We start from the raw sequence: 20,742 nt of genomic DNA, 5'->3' as shown, positions 1-20,742 counted from the left end.
TAAGTTATCTGTAGCATTGATAATAAAAGAACTTCTTGTATTAATTAACTGTGTACAATTAGTGTTTTTTATGAGAATAACTTTATAAAAATTGATTTATTTCTAAAAAAATACAAAAAAAAAATATTTTTAAACAATTAGTATTGCATTCATTATAGAAAAATTTTAAAAATATCTTTTTATTTTAAAAAAGATTAAACTTATAATGTTTATTTAATAAAAACTTTTTCTGCGTTTAACATAGAAGGATAATAAAATGCATTTAATGCAAAATCATAAAATTAAAAAACTAAGTGTCTCTAAAAAAAAGGTTTTTTTAATAATATTTTTCTTAGTTTTTATTTTTATTATATTATTTTTTGTAATAAAACCAAAAAATACAATAAAAAGTTTAAATAAACCGAAATATGAAGAAATTATAAAAGAGATAAATGCAAAAAAGAATTTAAATTTTATTAACATAGAAAAATTTATAATAGACAATAAAAATATTTACGGAACTTTAATTTCTTTATCATTAGCAAAACAATATATTTTAAAAAATAATTTAGAAAAAGCATTCATACAATTAAAAACTAGCTTAGAATATACAAAAGAAGAAAATTTAAAAAATATTTTAAGAATAAGAATGGCAAAAATAAAAATAGAACAAAATAAAGAAAAAGATGCAATAGAAATTATCCAAGAAATTAAAGATGATTCTTGGAAAAATATTGTAGAAAATATAAAAGGAGATATTTTTATAAAAAATAAAAATACAAAAGAGGCTATAAATGCATGGAAAAAAAGCAAACATTTTGAAGACTCTAAAACATCAAAAGAAATTATTAATATGAAAATAAACGAAATACAAACAAATTAAAAACCAAAAAATATATCTTTTTATATTTAAAATAAAAGAGTTTAAACTGAAATGTTACCTATTATTGTTTTAATTGGTCGTACTAATGTAGGAAAATCTACTTTATTTAATATATTGACTAAAAAAAGAAATGCACTAGTTTCGAATATCTCAGGTCTTACGCGAGATAGGAACTATGATTTTTGTTATTTAGAAAAAAATAAAAAATTTATTTTAACAGATACTTCAGGTTTTGATTTCGAATCAAAAATAATAAAAACACAAGCTTATAAACAAACATTAATCGCAATTCAAGAAGCTGATTTAATCTTATTTATGGTTAATGCTCGAGAAGGAATTTTACCACAAGAATATGAAATTTTAAAAAAAATTAGAAAATATCAAAAAGAAACATTTTTAGTGATTAATAAAATAGATGGAATAAAAGAAGATGAAAAAATAAACGATTTTTATTCCTTAGGAATAAAAAAAATCATAAAAATTTCTGCAAGTCATAACCAAGGAATTAATTATTTTATTAATAAATACCTAATTCCTTGGATGCAATTAAAATTTAAAAAAAATATAATACCAAAAAAATTAGAAATAGAAAAAAAATCAATGAAAATTGCATGTATAGGTAAACCCAATGTCGGAAAATCAACATTAATTAACGCACTTGTAATGCAAAATAGAATTATTACTTCTAATATACCCGGTACAACATTAGATACTATATCTGTACCTATTCAATATAATAATAAAAATTACATTTTAATTGATACTGCAGGAATATCAAAAAAGCAAAGAAAAAAAAATAAAATAGAACAAATATCTGTAATTAAAACTTTAGAAACCGTTAATAAGACAGACATAACATTATTAATTATAGATGCAAAGAACGAACAAAATGAAATATGTAACCAAAATTTATTATTAATAAATATTATTGAAAAATGCGGAAAACCGCTAATTGTAATAATTAATAAATGGGATTTATTAAGTTTTTCAGAAAAAAATAAATTTAAAAAACTAATCAAATATCAGTTAAAAAACTCTTTTGTTTTTAAAATACATTTTGTATCAGCACTGAATAGTGAAGGAATATTTGAAATATTTAAATTCGTTAATAATTTTAACCAATCTGATAAAAAACAAATAAACACCTCAAAACTTATGCAAATTATGCAAGAAGCAGTAAAAAAACATCAACCTCCAATTATAAATGGACGTCGAATAAAATTAAAATATGTACATTTAGGAAGCTCTTATCCAATTCGAATTATTATACATGGAAATCAAACAAGATATTTATCATTAACGTACAAAAAATATTTAAAAAATTTTTTTTATCAAGCTCTTCAAATAAACGGAGTACCAATTACAATTAAATTTAAAGAAACAATAAATCCATATATTTAAATATAATAAGTTAATTCTCAGAAACATGGTTTGCATTATATAAAGGAATTTCTACTTCTATATCGACATCTCCAATAATTGCTTGACAACTTAATCGACTAGTAGATTCAAGCCCCCATGCTTTATCTAATACATCTTCTTCTTTTTCAGACCATCCTGAAAGAGAAAAAAAACCTTTTCGTATAATACAATGACAAGTACTACATGCACATGATTTTTCACATGCATGTTCTAATTTAATATTATTAAGCAATGCAACATTTAGAATAGTTTCACCCTTTTGACATTTACAAACAGCACCTTTTGGTAAAATAAATTTATGAGGTAAAAAAACAATTTTAGGCATTATTTAATCTCATCTATCTTATAATTTAAAGAATTTTTAATTGAATTTTTTAAACGCAATGAAAAAAAATTTTTAGTTACTTCATCTAATTTTTTTAAATTTAATTTAATAGAATAAAAATCATCTTCGTTAATTGATTTTTCTAATTCTATTTGATTTAATCTAATTTTCTTTAATTCTTTTATACTAACTAAATGTGAATCTTGTTTTAAAGCATTATTTAATAAATTTAAAATATTTTTAGATTCAATTTTTTTTTCTTCCTTAACTCTAAAATAATAATCATTTTTAACATCATTATTATTATCATTCACAAGTTTAGAAATATTTTGATATTCTAACAAAGAATTATCAATTTGAATGATTTTTTCTTTATTACTATTCTTTTCAAATGCTTTAACACTAATTAAGCCATCAGTATCAATTTGAAATGTAACTAAAATCCGAACTATCCCTGCTTTTTTAGGCGGAATGTCTTTTAAAACAAAACGAGAAAGTGAAATACAATGTTTTACAAGTTCTCTTTCACCTTGTAGTACATGGATAACAATACCTGTTTGATTATCTCTTGAAGTTGTAAATTCTTTTGTTTTTGAAATAGGTATATGACTATTACGCGGAATAATTTTTTCAACAAAACCACCCATTACTTCAATTCCTAATGAAAGTGGTATGACATCGAGTAATATTGTTCTATTTTTAATAGTATTTTGAATAAGCATATTACATTGTAATGCAGCTCCAATTGCAACTACTTGATCTGGATTAATTGAAATCAAAGGATTAATTGAAAAAAAATTTTTCACTTCTTGATATACCAATGGTACTCGAGTTGATCCACCTACCATAATAATTTCTTTAATATTTTCTATTTTTAAATCTATCTCCTGTAAAATTTTCATACAAATTAATAAAGTTTTTTTAACTAAATGTGTAATAATTTTATTAAATTCATTTCGAGTAATAACTCCTTTCCAATTCAAAATATTAACTTCTACTATTTCATAATAGGTTAATTTTATTTTTGTTTCTTTTGCGACTGATAATAATAACGATTGAAAGGAATCATTGTATTTATGATATGATAAGTTTGCTTTTTTATAAATATAATTTGCTAAAAGAACATCAAAATCATCACCACCTAAATTAGAATCACCACTTGTAGCTAATACTTCAAATAATCCTTTATTTAATTTTAATATAGAAACATCAAAAGTACCACCTCCAAGATCATATACAACAATAATACCCTGTTTATTTATCTCTAAACCATATGCTATAGCAGCAGATGTAGGTTCATTCAATAATCTAATTAAATTAATTCCTGAAATAATAGAAGCTTTTTTTATTAAAGATCGTTGAATATTATTAAAATATGCTGGTACAGTTATAACTGTTGCATCCATATTAATATTATATAAAAAATAAGCTCTTTTTTTTAAATTTTTTAATATTTCACTAACAACTTCAATAGAAGAAATTTTTCCTGATTTAGTATAAAACAAAATATCTTGAGTTTTACTTGATTCAATAATATAAGGCAAAATTGGAAATTCTTTTTTAATAAAATCAATAGAACGACCAATTAAACGTTTTACTGAACAAATTGTATTAGTTGGATCTTGCAGTATTTTATTTTCAGCTTCCCAACCAACTAAAACATTATTTTTTGTATAATGTACAATAGATGGTAATAAATAACGTTTTTTATCATCATGTAATAGTATAGCGCGATTTTCTTTTATCGTAGATACAAGAGAATAAGTAGTACCAAAATCTATACCTAAAACTAATTTTTTATTAAATTTTTCTTTTAAAAAAATCATATTAAAAACATCCTAATTTATTTAATTTAAGTAAAAAATTGTTATGTTTTTAAGTTTTTTTTAATTTTTTTTAAAAACAACAGTTGAGATATTGTATTAATAATTTGATTCCAATTTTTATTATTAAATTCACAATCAATTATATTTTTGCAATTTTCTATTTCATTTTCTATTTTCTTAGAAAAATCGTTAAGATGAATTATATTGTAATTATTATTTATTTTTAAACTTTCTAATTCTTCATATAAAAAAAAATATTTTTTTAAAGAAAATTGATTGTCAGATAATAGTTTTTTTTGATTTATTTCAATACCATGTAATAACAATAAGTATATAGATCGATTCAATGAACTTTTTAAAGTTTTATATCCCTTATTGATATTGATAGATTTTTCTAGAATCCATTTTTTTTTAGATTCACAATCGTTTATAAATAAATCAGGATGAAATTGTAATTGTAATTTATAAAAATTATTATTTAATAATTCTTTATTTATTCTAAATTTTTTGGGCAACATAAATAATGTAAAATAATCCATAAATCACCTAAATTACACTGTTTGAAAAATATTTAATCAAAATTTAATGTTGAAAAGAAAATATTTCAACATTAAATTATTAAAGAAGAAATATTATTCTCTATTTTTTTTATTTTTATAATCTGCAATAGCAGCTTTAATAGCATCTTCTGCTAAAATAGAACAATGAATTTTTACTGGAGGCAATTCTAATTCTTCTACAATACTTGTATTTTTAATGGATTCTGCTTCTTTAATTGATTTTCCTTTTATCCATTCTGTTACGAGTGAACTAGAAGCGATTGCAGAACCGCAACCATATGTTTTAAAACAAGCATCTTCAATAATACCTTTTGAATTAACTTTGATTTGTAATTTCATTACATCACCACAAGCAGGTGCTCCAACTAATCCACTACCAACATTAATATCTAAATTAGAAAATGAACCAACGTTACGAGGATTTTCATAATGATCCATAACTTTTTTACTATATGCCATTTTAACAACCTTTTTATTTAGATTTTATTGCTTTAACTATGATCCCATTCTATACTATTTAAATCAACTCCTGATTTAAACATTTCCCATAATGGTGACAGTTCCCGAAGTTTAAAAATAGATTTATGAACTAATTTGATTGTATGTTGAATTTCTTCTTTTGTTGTAAATCTACCAATAGAAAAACGAATAGAACTATGTGCTAATTCATCTTTTATTCCTAATGCTCTTAATACATAAGAAGGTTCTAAACTAGATGAAGTACATGCTGAACCCGAAGAAATTGCTAAATCTTTAAGTGACATAATTAATGATTCACCTTCAACATAATTAAAACTAACATTTAAAATATGAGGTGCTCCCTGTTTTAAATCACTATTCAAATATACTTCTTCAATGTTTTTAATTCCATTCCATAAATCATTTCTTAAATTATTTAAATGAATAAAATCATCTTTTATTTTTTTTCGTGCTAATTCAAATGCTTCTCCCATTCCAACAATTTGATGTACCGGTAAAGTTCCAGCTCTCATACCTCTTTCATGCCCCCCACCATGTAAAGATGCTAATAAACGAACACGAGGTTTACGACGAATATATAACCCTCCAATACCCTTTGGTCCATATAATTTATGCGCTGAAAAAGACATTAAATCTACAAATGAATTCTTTATATTAATATCTATCTTACCTATGCTTTGAGTAGCATCTACATGAAAAAAAATATCACGAGATTTACAAATTTCAGAAATACTATTAATGTCTTGTATAATTCCAGTTTCATTATTTACATGCATTATAGAAACAAGTATAGTATTTTTCTTTATGTGTTTTTTTAAATCGTTTAAATCAATAATTCCATTATTTTTAGGAGTTAAATAAGTTATAGAAAAACCTTGACTTTCTAAATATCTACAAGCATCTAATACTGATTTATGTTCAGTTTTACTTGTAATAATATGATTCCCTTTTTTTTTATGAAATAAAGCAATACCCTTAATAGCTAAATTATTTGATTCGGTTGCACCAGAAGTAAATATGATTTCACGTGAATCCGCTCCAATTAAATCAGATATTTGATTTCGAGCAATATCAACTATTTCTTCTGCTTCCCAACCGAATTTATGCGACCGAGAAGCTGGATTTCCAAATATTCCATCTATTGTTAGATAATTCATCATTTTTTTAGCAACTTGAAAATCTACTGGAGTAGTAGCTGCATAATCTAAATAAATTGGAGTTTTCATAGAATTACTTACCTTTCTATAATAAAATTAATATTCTATCATTTTAACAAAAATTTAGATCTAAAAATAAATATACTTTTAAGATAGAATTTTTATAAAATACAAACTAGACTTTTTTATTAATTAAGAATATAATTATTTTTTTTAAAGATTTAAACATCATTAAGGGGTGTAGTTCAATTGGTAGAGCATCGGTCTCCAAAACCGAAAGTTGTAGGTTCGAATCCTTCCACCCCTGCCAAATTTCACTCATCAGATTATAAAATAATTTCCTTTAAAATCAATTAATTGTATAAAATATTATTCTTATATTTTAATATATAAAATATATATATTTCAAAAATTATCTTAAAAAATAATATTTTATGAGGTAATCTAAAACATGCCTAAATATCGTTCTTTTACAACCACTCAAGGAAGAAATATGTCTGGAGCTAGATCTTTATGGCGTGCTACAGGCATGACAGATGAAGATTTTAAAAAACCAATTATTGCAATAGTTAATTCATTTTCTCAATTTGTACCAGGTCATATTCATTTACAAGAAGTAGGTAAAATAATTTCAAAAGAAATATTTAAATCAGGTGGTGTTCCTAAAGAATTTAATACTATTGCAATAGATGATGGAATTGCCATGGGACATTCGGGAATGTTATATTCCCTTCCCTCTCGTGAACTAATTGCAGATTCTATAGAGTATGTAATTAACGCTCATTGTGTAGATGCAATGATATGTGTTTCGAATTGCGATAAAATTACACCTGCAATGTTTATGGCTGCAATGCGTTTAAATATACCTTCTGTTTTTATTTCAGGGGGGCCAATGGAAGCAGGAAAAATAAAAATAAAACAAAAAATAGAAAAAATTGATTTAGTTGATTCAATTATTCATGGAGGAAATACTAAAAATTCAGATGAATTTATTAAAAATATAGAATTATCGTCATGTCCTACCTGTGGATCTTGTTCAGGTATGTTTACTGCTAATTCTATGAATTGCTTAATGGAAGCAATTGGTTTAGCCTTGCCAGGAAATGGAACATTACTAGCTACTCATGTTGACCGAAAAAGATTATTTAAACAAGCAGCTAAAACAATAGTAAAAATCACAAAAAAATATTATGAAAATAATAACGAACAATTTTTACCTAGAAATATTGCAAATAAAGAATCTTTTAAAAATGCAATGACGTTAGATATTGCAATGGGTGGATCTACAAACACTATATTGCATTTATTAGCTGCTGCAAATGAAGGAGATATTAATTTTAAGATGTCTAACATTGATTATCTTTCAAAAAAAACTCCACATATTTGTAAAGTTGCTCCAAGTACAAAATTATATCATGTAGAAGATGTACACCGAGCCGGTGGTGTGATGGGTATATTAGGAGAACTAAATCGTTATAATTTATTAAATAATAAAACTATAAATATATTAGGATTAACTTTAGAAAAAACATTAAACGATTATGATATCTTATGTACTAAAAAAAGCAATATAATAAAAATGTTTCATGCAGGACCTGGAGGTGTTCGAACAGTAAAACCGTTTTCTCAAAATTTTAGATGGAATAAATTAGATAAAAACAGAAGTACAGGATGTATTCGATCTTGTGACAATGCTTATAGTAAAGAAGGTGGTTTATCTGTTTTATATGGAAATTTAGCGAAAAATGGCTGTATAATAAAGACTGCTAGTATAAATAAAGAAAATTATATTTTTTCTGGAATAGCAAAGGTATACGAAAGTCAAGAAGAAGCAGTTAAATCAATATTAGAAGGAAAAATTATCCCTGGCGATGTTATAGTAATTCGATACGAAGGTCCGAAGGGAGGACCTGGAATGCAAGAAATGTTATATCCTACAACATATTTAAAATCTATGAACTTAGATAAAGAATGTGCATTAATTACTGATGGTCGATTTTCTGGAGGTACATCAGGATTATCAATAGGACATGTTTCACCTGAAGCTGCAAATCAAGGAATTATAGCATTAGTTCAAAATGGAGATAATATTCAAATTAATATTCACCAAAAGAAAATTCATTTAAATGTTACTGAACAAGAACTGAAAAATCGAATGATAAAAGAAAAATTAAAAGGCAAAAAAGCTTTTAAACCGTTAAATCGGAAAAGAAAAATTTCTTTAGCATTAAAATTTTATGCTTCTTGTGCAACTAGTTCAGATACTGGTGCAATAAGAGATAAAAACAAATTATTCAATCTTTAAAATATTTAATAATAAATTAATTTTATAGTTGGAAATACTAACATGAACTATTTTAATAAACTATGTTTTCGTCAAAAAATTAAAGAAATTAAAAAATGTCGTTTTATGAAAAGAAAAGAATTTAATAATGAAAATAATATTTTAAAAAATAAAAAAATTGTTATTATAGGATGCGGATCACAAGGTTTAAACCAAGGTTTAAATATGAGGGATTCTGGATTAGATATTGCTTTTGCACTTAAAAAGACAAGTATTTTAAAAAAAAATAAATCTTGGTGTAATGCTAAAAATCATAACTTTAAAGTAAATAGTTACGAAAATTTAATTCCATACGCTGATTTAGTTATTAATTTAACACCTGATAAACAACATAAAAATGTAATTCAAGAAGTTCAAAAATTAATGAAACCTTATTCATGTTTAGGATATTCACATGGTTTTAATATTGTAGAATGTGCTGAAAAAATAAGAAAAGATATAACAGTTATTATGGTTGCACCAAAATGTCCAGGCACAGAAGTTAGAGAAGAATTTAACCGAGGTTTTGGAGTACCAACATTGATTGCTGTTCATTCTGATAATGATCCAAAAAAAAATGGTTTAGATATTGCTAAAGCATGGGCATTTTCAATAGGCGGTCATCGTGCTGGAGTTTTAGAATCTTCATTTATAGCAGAAGTCAAATCTGATTTAATGGGAGAACAAACAATTTTATGTGGAATGTTACAAACAGCATCATTAATATGTTATGAAAAATTAATTAAAGATCAAAATGATCCTAGCTATTCTGGAAAATTAATACAATATGGATGGGAAACGATAACTGAATCATTAAAACATGGAGGTATTACATTAATGATGGACCGACTTTCAAATCAATCTAAAATAAGAGCTTTTAAATTATCTGAAAAATTAAAAATAATGTTAACACCATTATTTCAGAAGCATATGGACGATATTATTTCAGGTGAATTTTCTAATGAAATGATAAAAGATTGGGATAATAATGACATAAAATTATTAAACTGGCGTAGCAATATAAAAGAAAAATCTTTTGAAAAATCTCCTATTTATTTAAAAAAAATATGTGAACAAGAATATTATGATCATGGCACATTAATGGTTGCAATATTAAAATCAGGAATTGAATTAGCTTTTGAAACGATGTTAAAATCAGGTATTAAAAGTGAATCAGCTTATTATGAGTCTTTACATGAATTACCATTAATTGCTAATACAATTGCAAGAAAAAAATTATATGAAATGAATATGGTTATTTCAGATACAGCTGAATATGGTAGTTATCTTTTTTCTGATTCGGCTTATCCTATTTTAAAAAATTTTATAATGAATCTTGATAAATATGATTTAGGATTATCATTACCTAAAACACCAATAGATAATATTGAATTATATAAAATTAACGAAAAAATAAGAAATCATCCAATTGAAATTATTGGGTACAAGTTAAGAAACTATATGAAAGAAATGAAAACCATTTCAGTAGCTCAATAATATATATTTAATCTGTTTAAAAAAATTTAAAAAAACCTTTATTCAATTAATTTAATTACTATTTGATTATTTATTATGCCTCTTAATTACATTCAAAAAAATGCTGTAGAATTTGTTAATGGTCCCTGTTTAATACTAGCAGGGGCTGGTTCAGGAAAAACAAAAGTAATTATTAATAAAATTATTTATTTAATCAAATATTGTCAATATCAACCTAATAATATTATTGCTTTAACTTTTACCAATAAAGCTGCTCATGAAATAAAACTACGTCTTTTAGAATATTTAAGTATATTTCAAATACAACAAATGATTATTTCAACGTTTCATTCATTTGGATTAAAAATTATTAAAAAAGAAATTGATTTTTTAGAATTAAATTCTAATTTTTCTTTATTCGATGAAAAAGATCAAATTGCATTATTAAAAAAAATTACTAATAAAAAAATTAAAAATGATACAAAATTATTAAAACATTTAATTTTTATGATTTCTTATTGGAAAAATAAATTTTATACACCTGAAGATGTACAATTATTAGTTAAATCTAATGAAGAAAAAGATTTTGCATATTTTTATAAAAAATATACTATTTATTTACGTGAATCAAATACATTAGATTTTGATGATTTGATTTGCATACCCACATTATTATTTAAAAAAAATCAAATTATAAAAAATCGTTGGCAAAAAAAAATTACATATTTATTGATCGATGAATATCAAGATACTAGTACTAGTCAATACGAATTAATAAAAACGCTAACTAATAAAAATTCTAATTTTACTTTAGTAGGAGATGATGACCAATCAATATATTCATGGAGAGGTGCTACAACTCAAAATATTTTTTTGTTACAAAAAGATTTTCCTAATTTAAAAATTATTAAAATGGAACAAAATTATCGTTCTTATGGAAGAATACTAAATGTTGCAAATAAACTGATTTCATGTAATCCAAACTATTTTAAAAAAAAATTATTTTCTAAATTAAAATATGGAAATAAAATTAAAATTATAATTGCTAAAAATGAAGAAAGTGAAGCAGAAAAAATAGCACAAAAAATAATTTGTCAATGTACTAAAGGTAAAATACAATATAAAGATTACGCTATATTATATCGAGGTAATTATCAATCTCAAATTCTTGAAAAAATTTTTTTAAAACGAAATATTCCTTATAACATTTCTAATAATTCATCATTTTTTTCACGTCCTGAAATTAAAGATTTATTAAGTTATCTACGATTAATTATTAATCATAATGATAATTATGCATTTATAAGAGTATTAAATACTCCATGTCGTCGCATAGGAATCACTACACTTAATAAAATAGAAGAACTTGCTATTAAAAAAAATACAAGTTTTTTTCAAATTAGTAGTGATCCAGAAATAAAAAAAATTTTAAGAGTTTCAACAGTCAATAAAATAACAAAATTTATTACTTGGATTAATGAAATCACTTTGTTATCTTTTTCTAAACCCTCTTGTATTTTAGATGTAATTATTAATGATATTCAATATGAATCATGGTTGTCTAAAAATTTAAAAGAATCTGATAAGATAAAAAACAGTGTGAATAATATTTATATGTTATCTAATTGGATAAAAAGTTTATTAAAAGGAAATAATTTTGAAAAACCTATGAATTTACTAGAAATTATTACAAAAATGACACTTCGTGATATAATTAACAATACAAAAAAACCTAAAGATGCTAATCAAGTACAATTAATGACATTACATTCATCTAAAGGATTAGAATTTTCTTCTGTTTTTATTATTGGTATGAGTGAAGGTATTTTACCAAATATCAAAAGCATTACTGAAAATAACATAGAAGAAGAACGTAGATTAGCTTATGTAGGAATGACTCGGGCAAAAAAACAACTATTTTTAACATACTGTCAAACAAGAATAAAATATGGTCAAAAATTATATACAGTACCGAGTAGATTTTTATATGAATTGCCTAAAGAAGATTTACATTGGGATCAAAATATTCTTTTAACTAATTCTGCAAATAATATACAATATAATATAAAAAAAATAAATGATCTAAAACAAATAATAAAAATAAAAAAATAATTTTTTTAGAATATATTAAAACACAAAAATTCTATAATTTTAGTTTAAATCAATTTTTAAAAATGATAATATTATAAATAACATTTATAAAAAATTAAAGTTTTTAAATTTTTTTATGGAGTAAATAAAAAATGAATAATATCATTGAATTGACTGATCAAAACTTTGAAGAAAAAGTATTAAAAAAAACAGGTTTTATATTAGTTGACTTTTGGGCTGAATGGTGTAATCCATGTAAAATGTTAGCACCTATTTTAGAAGAAATAGCAAATGAATATGTTAATAAAATTCAAATTGGAAAACTGAATATCGAAAAAAGTCCAAAAACAGCACCTATGTATTCTATTCGAGGTATTCCTGCATTATTATTATTTCATAATAGTCAGGTTCTCGCAACTAAAATTGGAGCGATTTCTAAATTACAACTCCAAACATTTTTAGATGAGAATATTAAATAAATTTACTAATTTTTAATTTAATAATTAAATTTTATAAAAATTTTTTAATAAAAATATACATTATGTCAAAATTATCATTTCAAGATTTACCCCGATTTTACTAAGAACCCACCATTATGAATCTTACCGCACTTAAAAATATGCCAGTTTCCGAATTAATTATTCTTGGTGAAAAAATGGGGTTGGAAAATTTAGCGCGTATGCGTAAACAAGATATTATTTTTGCCATCCTTAAACAACATGCAAAAAGTGGAGAAGATATATTTGGAGACGGAGTTTTAGAGATATTACAAGATGGATTTGGATTTCTTCGTTCTGCTGATAGCTCTTATTTAGCTGGTCCTGATGATATATATGTATCACCTAGTCAAATTCGTAGGTTTAACTTAAGAACTGGTGATACTATCTCTGGAAAAATAAGACCACCTAAAGAAGGTGAAAGATATTTTGCTTTATTAAAAGTTAATGAAGTTAATTATGATAAACCTGAAAATGCAAGAAGTAAAATTTTATTTGAAAATTTAACACCCTTACACGCTAATTCTCGTCTAAGAATGGAAAGAGGAAATGGTTCAACAGAAGATTTAACTGCAAGAGTATTAGATTTAGCTTCACCTATAGGAAGAGGTCAAAGAGGTTTAATTGTAGCACCTCCAAAAGCAGGAAAAACTATATTATTACAGAATATTGCACAAAGTATAGCTTATAATCATCCAGATTGTGTTTTAATGGTTTTATTAATTGACGAAAGACCAGAAGAAGTTACTGAAATGCAAAGATTAGTTAAAGGGGAAGTTGTTGCTTCTACTTTCGACGAACCAGCATCAAGACATGTACAAGTAGCAGAAATGGTAATTGAAAAAGCAAAACGATTAGTCGAACACAGAAAAGATGTTATTATATTACTTGATTCTATTACACGTTTGGCACGTGCTTATAATACTGTTGTTCCAGCTTCAGGTAAGGTATTAACAGGAGGAGTTGATGCAAATGCACTACATCGACCTAAACGATTTTTTGGAGCTGCTCGTAATGTAGAAGAAGGTGGTAGTTTAACAATTATTGCAACTGCATTAGTTGATACTGGTTCAAAAATGGATGAAGTAATTTATGAAGAATTTAAAGGTACAGGAAATATGGAATTACCATTATCTAGAAAAATAGCAGAAAAACGTGTTTTTCCAGCGATTGATTACAACAGATCTGGAACAAGAAAAGAAGAGTTATTAACCTTACCAGATGAACTTCAAAAAATGTGGATATTAAGAAAAATTATTCACCCTATGAGTGAAATAGATGCAATGGAATTTTTGTTAAATAAATTATCTATGACTAAAACTAATGACGAATTTTTTGATATGATGAAACGTTCTTAAATATTTTTTATTTAATAATTATAAATTATAAATCAATATAATTTAATTTAAAAAAAATAATTTTTTAATCTTGAAATTTTTACAAAAAAAGCTGGACAATAACAATGATTAGTCATAAAATTTAATTTATATTTTATAAATGCGCTCGTAGCTCATTTGGATAGAGCACTATCTTCCGAAGATAGGGGTATCAGGTTCAAATCCTGTCGAGCGCATTTAATATAAAATAATTATATTTTTATTTGGTGGCTATAGCTCAGTTGGTAGAGTGCTGGATTGTGATTCCAGTGGTCATGGGTTCAAGTCCCATTAGCCACCCCAAAATTTAAAAACGGCGAATAGCGCAGCTTGGTAGCGCAACTGGTTTGGGACCAGTAGGTCAGAGGTTCAAATCCTCTTTCGCCGAAATAGAACTTAATTATATTTTTTAATAATATTTAATAAATTTTTGTTATTAGCATAATTCGATATAATAATATCCCTCCATCCTATTTTTTGGGCTATTCTACTTAAACGATTTCCTACAACAAATATTTTGCATTTAAATAACCATTCTTGTTTATTTGAAATGTCAACTATTTCGTTTAATCTTTTCAAAAGTTCACCACTAGTTACTACTAATGTATTAATTTTATAAGAACGCCACTTTTTTATTTCTACATGATTATTTATTATTTTAAAAACTTTTTTATAGCATTCAATAATAGATATATTATAATTATTTTTTATTAAACTTGTTTCTACTAATTTTCTACCATTTTCTCCCTTTAACAAAATTATTTTAGATTTATTAAGATCTTTTTTATATATTAGTTCTAATAGAGCTTCACTATTTTCTTTGTTCTCTGGTACTAAAATTTTTTTTTAATATATTTTTTAAGAAAAAGAGCAGTACCTTTACCAATAGCATAATAATCTGGACTAATAGGCCAATTTAAGTTATTGTTAATTAAGTATAAATTTGTATAATAGATAGATTTTTTAGAAAAAATAAGGATAACATCTGATGTATATAGTTCATAAATTTTTTTTGATAAACTAATTGGACTTGTACTAGGTAAAAAATTAAATAAAGAAAAATGCCAAGATGAAATTCCTATATAATTTAGTATCTTTGCTAATTTTTCACCTTCAGGAGAAGGTCTCATTACTAATATTTTCATTTTAATTTAATTATATTAAGCATAAATGTCATCAAGAATTTTACGTGCACCATTTTCAAGTAATTCATTAGCTAAAGAAAACGCCATTTCTTCTGCAGTATTATACCATCCTATTCGTTCTCCTTTTAATATAATACTACCATCAGGAGAGCCAATTAATCCTCTAAGCCAAATTTTATTTTTTTTAAGAATTGCATAACTTCCAATTGGAATTTGACATCCAGCTTCCAAATTTTTACAAAATGCACGTTCTGCATTAATTTCAATATAAGTATTAAAATGATTTAAACGTGATAAAAAAAATAGCATTTTTTTGTCATGTAATCTAGATTGTATTCCAATTGCTCCTTGACCACATGAAGGAAGTGATAATTCGGCTGGTATAATTTGAGAAATCCGATTTTTTAAATTTAATCTATTTAGTCCTTCAGTTGCTAAAATTATTGCATCATATTTACCTTGATCTAATTTTGCTATTCTTGTTTCGATATTACCTCTTAAAGGAGAAACTACTAAATCAGGGCGATAAGTTATTAATTGACATTGCCTTCTTAAACTCGATGTTCCAACTATTGCTCCTTTAGGTAGTTGATTGATAGATTTATAATAATTAGAAACTAATGAATCTAATGGATTTCCTCTTTTACAAATACTAGCTAAACACAATTCTTTAGTAATATGAACAGGTAAATCTTTCATTGAATGTATTGCAATATCTGCTCGATTATCAAGAAGAGCAAATTCTAATTCTTTTATAAAAAGTCCCTTTCCTCCAATTTTAGAAAGCGATTTATTTAAAATATTATCTCCATGTGTAACTATAGGTACTAATTGTATATTGACATTTGGATATAAAGATAATATTTTTTTTTCAACGTATTTAGTCTGTTCTAAAGCTAAAGGACTTTTTCTAGTAGCAATTCTTAATATTTTTTTTTGCATATTACTGTTCATATTAAAATAAAAATGTTTTATATAGAAATTACTATGTACTCATAATAAAATTATGTAATTAGTGAAAATATAAAAATGATATTTATACAATCTATTAAAAATATTTTAAATATTATAAAATGTTATATTTGTATTAGATTGTATGGAAAAAGATTTTTGAAATATTTTCCAAAAATTTTTATTACTTCGATTACAAATCCACTTATCTATATTATAGCTAAAATGATATGCATTTAATTTTGTAGCCAACCAAACTTGTTGCAAAAATTCTTGTTTATTAATTATAATCAAACTTTTATTTGAAAAGGTAATAGTCATTACATAATTTTGTATTTCATAATCAAAATCAATTTTATTAATATATAAATTTAAATTATCTTCAATCTTAAAAAATAATTCATCTATTAATTTATAATAATTGTTTATTTGATTAGAAATTATTTTAGTTTTCATTAACGCTTCCTAAAATTTATTTAATTAATTTTTAAAAAAAAATAAGATTTATATAATATTATTTAATTTTTAAAAAATTTTCTATAAAAAACTAACAAATATTGGAATTCTAATGTATTTAAATGCTTATAAAAAAAATAAAATCAATTTTTCTAAAATGCATGGTTTAGGCAATGATTTTATGGTTATTGAATCAATTACACAAGATTTTGTTCTACCTTCATTAAAAATAAAAGAATTATCAAATCGAAATACTGGAATAGGATTCGATCAATTATTGTTAATTGAAAAATCATATAATTCTAAATATGATTTTCATTATCGTATTTTTAATTCAAATGGAAATGAAGTAGAACAATGTGGAAATGGTGCTCGATGTGTTGGATTATTTCTTGTATTAAAAGGTTTAACTAATAAAAAGCAAATTCATCTTAGTACTAATAAAAAAAATATAATTATTAATTTTATTTCTCAAGATATAATTGAAGTAAATATGAATGAACCTGATTTTCAATTAAGTTCAATAAAAAGTTTAGAATATTTAAAAAATCATAATTTTTCAGTAAAAATTATTAATAATAATTTATTATGTAGTTTAGTTTCTATTGGTAATCCTCACTGTGTTATTCAAGTGGAATCTATCAAGCATGCACCTGTAAAAAATATTAGTAAAATAATAGAAAAAAAATCTATTTTTCCTTGTGGAATAAATATAGGATTTATGCAAATTTTAAATAAAAATCATATTAAATTAAGAGTTTATGAACGTAATGAAGGAGAAACTCAATCCTGTGGAAGCGGCGCATGTGCTGCCGTTGCAATAGGTATTGCAAAAAATCTTCTTGCTAATAATGTTAAAGTTGAATTATTAGGTGGAAATTTATCAATTAAATGGAAAGGTTTTGGAAAATCTCTATACATGATAGGACCAGCGAACTATATTTACGAAGGTTTTATATATATATAAAATTGAAATTATAGGAGTTTTTTAGAGTTTTGAACAATAAAAATATTACTAAACAGAAAATGTATATTAAAAAAAATACAAAAAAATTTAATCAAATTGTTTTATCTCTTTTCTTAGGAGGATTTTCTAGTTTTTCGATTTTATATTGCGTTCAAGCAATTTTACCAATATTTTCTAAACAATTTTGTTTAACTGCCACAGAAAGTAGTTTGTCTTTATCAGCTACAACTGCAATGATGGCTATCGGTGCATTGTTTACTGGAGTTTTATCAGATATAATTGGCCGAAAACTAATTATGTCTATATCTTTATTAATAGCATCAGTTTTAACAATTATTTGTTCTACTATAGATCATTGGAATATGATAATTTTTATTCGTGCTTTAATAGGATTATCTTTAAGTGGAGTTGTTGCAATTACTATTACATATATAGTTGAAGAAGTACATTCTAATTCACTATCATTATGTATTGGACTATATATTAGCGGAAATACTATAGGTGGATGTTCTGGTAGGATTTTAAGTAGTATGATAGCTGAATATTTTTCTTGGAATGTTTCATTATTTATTATTGGTGTTTTTTCTTTAATATCATCTTTTCTTTTTTTATATTTTTTACCATCTTCAAAAAACTTTTATCCAATTTCTATTAATTATAAAAAATTTTTAAGTAATTTTTATTCACATTTAAAAAATCCAATATTATTTAATCTTTTTATGTTAGGTTTTTTATTAATGGGAAGTTTTGTTACTATTTTTAATTATATTGGATATCGATTAATATTAAAACCATTTTTATTTACCCCATCAAGTATAGGTTTATTATCTATTATTTATTTAACGGGAGTTTATAGTTCTCCTAAAGCTGGGATTTTAATTAATAAATATAACAAGGGAAAAATATTAGTAATATCACTATTATTAATGATTGTAGGTTTGTTAATTACACAATTTAATCAAATTACAACTATTATTTTAGGACTAATCATTTTTTCAGGAGGATTTTTTGCTTCCCATTCAATTGCTAGTAGTTGGGTTAGCGCATATGCTAAATTTGCTAAAGTTCAAGCTACTTCTTTATATTTATTTTTTTATTATTTAGGTTCAAGTATATTTGGAACATTCAGTGGTTATTTTTGGTTTTATTCAAAATGGTTAGGAATTTCAATATTTATGATAATTGTTTTAATTTGTGGAATATTTTTATCTCTAAAGTTAAAAAAACTTAATTAGATAAAATATTTTTTATAAAAATTTATTATATTTTACTTTCCTAAAAGATAGTTTCTCAAGGATAATAAGCTTAGTTCAATTCATCAAAATGGCTAAAATATTATGCTATATTTATTTTCTTATTCTGACTTGAATCATAGTTTATTTATTTTTTTGGCTTTGTTTTTTGTTTTATGTTATGAAGCTATTAATGGTTTTCATGATACAGCTAATGCTGTTTCAACTTTAATTTATACTAGAGCAATGTCTTCTAATCTTGCTGTAATCATGTCTGGTATATTTAATTTTTTAGGTGTTTTATTTGGGGGTTTAACAGTAGCGTATGCTATTATTCATTTACTGCCAAATGATCTTTTATTAAATGGAAGTTCAAAGCAAGCACTTGCAATGGTTTTTTCTATTTTACTTGCTGCTATTTTATGGAATTTATCTACCTGGTATTTTTGTTTACCTGCATCTAGTTCTCATTCTCTTATTGGAGCAATTATAGGAATTGGTTTAACTAATGCACTTACTACAGGATCATCTTTAGTTAATGCATTAAATATTCCTAAAATTTTAAATATTTTCGTATCTTTAGTTTTATCTCCTATCATAGGATTAATTATTTCTGGAAGTTTAATATTTTTATTAAGATATATTTCAAATAAATATAAAAAATTTAATAAAATTCATATGACTCCATTAGAACGCAAACAAAATGATGGAAAAAAAAACCCACCTATTTCAATAAAAATAGCATTGATTTTGTCGTCTATTGGAGTAAGTTATGCTCATGGAGCAAATGATGGTCAAAAGGGAATTGGATTAATTATGCTTGTATTGGTCAGTATTGCACCAGTAAATTTTTTAGTCAATTTAAATGCTTCGAAAAAAGAAATTATTTATACAAAAAATGCAATTAATGATTTAGATAAATATTATTCAAACGACTATTTTCAAATAATTAAAAAAAAATATAAAAACAATAAATTATATTTTAATTATATTAATATAATAAAAAATATTAAAGATACTCAAAATTTATTAAATCATGTTTATGATTATAATATATTAAATATACAACAGAGATTTCAATTACGTCATTTTTTACTTTATATTTCTGAAAATATTGATCAAATAACTAATTCGAATATTTCAAATAATGAAAAGATTTTTTTATATAAGATTAAAAAAAACATACTTATAACTGTTGAATATGCACCAATTTGGATAATATTGATTATTGCTCTTGCTTTGTCTATAGGTACAATGTTTGGTTGGAAACGTATAGTTGTAACTATTGGTGAAAAAATAGGAAAAAAAAGAATGACATATGCACAAGCTATGTCAGCACAAATAACTGCTTCTGTTTCTATTGGGATAGCTAGTTATACAGGTATTCCTGTTTCTACAACACATATTCTATCATCGTCAGTAGCAGGCTCAATGTTAGCTGATGGTGATCAAATTCAAAAAAGTACTATAAAAAATATTATTCTTGCCTGGATATTAACTTTACCTGTTTCAATTTTACTTTCTAGTTTCTTATATTGGATAGCATTATTTTTAATATAAAAATATTAATATTAATTTTTTAATAGGAGTACAGAT

The 20,742-nt window shown here is 24.1% G+C and carries 19 protein-coding genes and 4 tRNA genes; 14 read left to right on the top strand and 9 right to left on the bottom strand.

The window, feature by feature from the left end:
* The first annotated feature begins 256 nt into the window (after window positions 1–256).
* The gene (locus tag D9V62_RS03115) at window positions 257–862 is read left to right on the top strand and encodes a YfgM family protein (RefSeq protein WP_158340329.1); all 606 of its coding nucleotides are present in this window, start codon (window positions 257–259) and stop codon (window positions 860–862) included.
* 51 nt (window positions 863–913) lie between these two features.
* Complete coding sequence (der, locus tag D9V62_RS03110) at window positions 914–2,263, top strand: ribosome biogenesis GTPase Der (protein WP_158340328.1); 1,350 nt, start codon at window positions 914–916, stop codon at window positions 2,261–2,263.
* 10 nt (window positions 2,264–2,273) lie between these two features.
* Here der and fdx read toward each other — a convergent pair whose 3' ends face one another.
* The 5 genes from fdx to D9V62_RS03085 all read right to left on the bottom strand — a co-directional run bounded on the left by fdx (window position 2,274) and on the right by D9V62_RS03085 (window position 6,701).
* The gene (fdx, locus tag D9V62_RS03105) at window positions 2,274–2,609 is read right to left on the bottom strand and encodes an ISC system 2Fe-2S type ferredoxin (protein WP_158340327.1); all 336 of its coding nucleotides are present in this window, start codon (window positions 2,607–2,609) and stop codon (window positions 2,274–2,276) included.
* Window positions 2,609–4,435 carry a Fe-S protein assembly chaperone HscA gene (hscA, locus tag D9V62_RS03100; RefSeq protein WP_158340326.1) on the bottom strand — a complete coding sequence of 609 codons (1,827 nt, stop codon included), beginning with the start codon at window positions 4,433–4,435 and terminating at the stop codon, window positions 2,609–2,611. Before hscA ends, fdx begins: the two co-directional genes overlap by 1 nt.
* Window positions 4,436–4,476: 41 nt before the next feature.
* A complete protein-coding gene (gene hscB / locus D9V62_RS03095) occupies window positions 4,477–4,974 on the bottom strand; it encodes a Fe-S protein assembly co-chaperone HscB (protein ID WP_158340325.1) in 498 nt (165 codons plus the stop codon).
* A 93-nt stretch (window positions 4,975–5,067) separates the two neighbouring features.
* Entirely contained in the window at window positions 5,068–5,454 is a 387-nt protein-coding gene (iscU, locus tag D9V62_RS03090) for a Fe-S cluster assembly scaffold IscU (RefSeq protein ID WP_158340324.1), read from the bottom strand.
* Window positions 5,455–5,486: 32 nt separating this feature from the next.
* Window positions 5,487–6,701 (bottom strand): IscS subfamily cysteine desulfurase, encoded by a 1,215-nt coding sequence (locus tag D9V62_RS03085; protein ID WP_158340323.1) that lies wholly within the window; start codon window positions 6,699–6,701, stop codon window positions 5,487–5,489.
* Window positions 6,702–6,866: 165 nt separating this feature from the next.
* Here D9V62_RS03085 and D9V62_RS03080 point away from each other — a divergent pair.
* The 9 genes from D9V62_RS03080 (at window position 6,867) to D9V62_RS03040 (ending at window position 14,783) form a co-directional block, all read left to right on the top strand.
* Window positions 6,867–6,942 (top strand) — tRNA-Trp (locus D9V62_RS03080).
* A gap of 141 nt (window positions 6,943–7,083) precedes the next feature.
* A complete protein-coding gene (ilvD, locus tag D9V62_RS03075) occupies window positions 7,084–8,937 on the top strand; it encodes a dihydroxy-acid dehydratase (protein ID WP_158340322.1) in 1,854 nt (617 codons plus the stop codon).
* A 42-nt stretch (window positions 8,938–8,979) separates the two neighbouring features.
* Window positions 8,980–10,452, top strand: a complete 1,473-nt coding sequence (ilvC, locus tag D9V62_RS03070; protein ID WP_158340321.1) for a ketol-acid reductoisomerase — start codon at window positions 8,980–8,982, stop codon at window positions 10,450–10,452.
* A gap of 75 nt (window positions 10,453–10,527) precedes the next feature.
* Entirely contained in the window at window positions 10,528–12,543 is a 2,016-nt protein-coding gene (gene rep, locus D9V62_RS03065; protein ID WP_158340320.1) for a DNA helicase Rep, read from the top strand.
* A gap of 131 nt (window positions 12,544–12,674) precedes the next feature.
* Complete coding sequence (gene trxA / locus D9V62_RS03060; RefSeq protein WP_158340319.1) at window positions 12,675–13,001, top strand: thioredoxin TrxA; 327 nt, start codon at window positions 12,675–12,677, stop codon at window positions 12,999–13,001.
* Window positions 13,002–13,117: 116 nt separating this feature from the next.
* Window positions 13,118–14,377, top strand: a complete 1,260-nt coding sequence (rho, locus tag D9V62_RS03055; protein ID WP_158340318.1) for a transcription termination factor Rho — start codon at window positions 13,118–13,120, stop codon at window positions 14,375–14,377.
* A 141-nt stretch (window positions 14,378–14,518) separates the two neighbouring features.
* Window positions 14,519–14,592, top strand: a tRNA-Arg gene (locus tag D9V62_RS03050).
* A gap of 30 nt (window positions 14,593–14,622) precedes the next feature.
* A tRNA-His gene (locus tag D9V62_RS03045) sits at window positions 14,623–14,698 on the top strand.
* 11 nt (window positions 14,699–14,709) lie between these two features.
* A tRNA-Pro gene (locus tag D9V62_RS03040) sits at window positions 14,710–14,783 on the top strand.
* 8 nt (window positions 14,784–14,791) lie between these two features.
* Here the strand turns inward: D9V62_RS03040 and D9V62_RS03035 are convergent.
* From D9V62_RS03035 to cyaY, 4 genes are all read right to left on the bottom strand, one after another.
* Window positions 14,792–15,187 (bottom strand): uroporphyrinogen-III synthase, encoded by a 396-nt coding sequence (locus D9V62_RS03035; RefSeq protein ID WP_261979525.1) that lies wholly within the window; start codon window positions 15,185–15,187, stop codon window positions 14,792–14,794.
* 41 nt (window positions 15,188–15,228) lie between these two features.
* Complete coding sequence (locus tag D9V62_RS03030; RefSeq protein ID WP_158340316.1) at window positions 15,229–15,540, bottom strand: uroporphyrinogen-III synthase; 312 nt, start codon at window positions 15,538–15,540, stop codon at window positions 15,229–15,231.
* Window positions 15,541–15,555: 15 nt separating this feature from the next.
* Window positions 15,556–16,482, bottom strand: a complete 927-nt coding sequence (gene hemC, locus D9V62_RS03025) for a hydroxymethylbilane synthase (protein ID WP_158340315.1) — start codon at window positions 16,480–16,482, stop codon at window positions 15,556–15,558.
* Window positions 16,483–16,599: 117 nt separating this feature from the next.
* Window positions 16,600–16,947, bottom strand: a complete 348-nt coding sequence (cyaY, locus tag D9V62_RS03020) for an iron donor protein CyaY (RefSeq protein WP_158340314.1) — start codon at window positions 16,945–16,947, stop codon at window positions 16,600–16,602.
* A gap of 142 nt (window positions 16,948–17,089) precedes the next feature.
* Between cyaY and dapF the strand changes: the two genes are divergently transcribed.
* The 3 genes from dapF to D9V62_RS03005 all read left to right on the top strand — a co-directional run bounded on the left by dapF (window position 17,090) and on the right by D9V62_RS03005 (window position 20,706).
* The gene (dapF, locus tag D9V62_RS03015) at window positions 17,090–17,914 is read left to right on the top strand and encodes a diaminopimelate epimerase (RefSeq protein WP_187312802.1); all 825 of its coding nucleotides are present in this window, start codon (window positions 17,090–17,092) and stop codon (window positions 17,912–17,914) included.
* Window positions 17,915–17,973: 59 nt separating this feature from the next.
* Entirely contained in the window at window positions 17,974–19,149 is a 1,176-nt protein-coding gene (locus tag D9V62_RS03010) for an MFS transporter (RefSeq protein ID WP_158340350.1), read from the top strand.
* 102 nt (window positions 19,150–19,251) lie between these two features.
* The gene (locus D9V62_RS03005) at window positions 19,252–20,706 is read left to right on the top strand and encodes an inorganic phosphate transporter (protein WP_158340312.1); all 1,455 of its coding nucleotides are present in this window, start codon (window positions 19,252–19,254) and stop codon (window positions 20,704–20,706) included.
* Window positions 20,707–20,742: the final 36 nt, after the last annotated feature.

The sequence above is a fragment of the Buchnera aphidicola (Aphis helianthi) genome, assembly GCF_005083845.1.
Taxonomy (GTDB): Bacteria; Pseudomonadota; Gammaproteobacteria; order Enterobacterales; family Enterobacteriaceae; genus Buchnera; species Buchnera aphidicola_AW.
This window is presented reverse-complemented; position numbering and strand designations above follow the sequence as displayed.